Below are 374 nucleotides of genomic sequence, written 5' to 3' on the forward strand. Positions count from 1 at the left end.
GCTGCCGCCGTGGTCGGACAAGCTGGTCGGTGAGGTGGTCCGCCTGCTGTTGGAGGCGTACTACGAACCGACCTTCTCCGATCTGTCTTACGGTTTCCGTCCTGGCCGGGGATGCCACACCGCACTACGGGACGTGGCTGATACCTGGACTGGGACGACCTGGTTTATCGAGGGAGACGTCGCCGACTGCTTCGGGAGCTTCGATCACCAGATCATGCTCTCGATGCTGGGCGAGACGATCCACGACGGCCGGTTCCTGAGGCTGATGCGTAACATGCTTACAGCCGGATACCTGGAGGACTGGGTCTGGAACGCGACGCTGAGCGGGGTACCGCAAGGCGGTGTCGTCTCACCCGTCCTCTCGAATATTTACC

At 61.8% G+C, this 374-nt stretch carries 1 protein-coding gene; it reads left to right on the top strand.

Going from position 1 to position 374, the window contains the following annotated elements; all coding sequences use genetic code 11:
• Positions 1 to 374 (top strand): reverse transcriptase/maturase family protein (locus FMEAI12_RS36015; protein WP_200835529.1); only part of this gene is annotated, 374 nt, incomplete at both ends.

Origin of the sequence: Parafrankia sp. Ea1.12 (genome assembly GCF_900465275.1) — a bacterium.
Lineage (GTDB): Bacteria > Actinomycetota > Actinomycetes > Frankiales > Frankiaceae > Parafrankia > Parafrankia soli.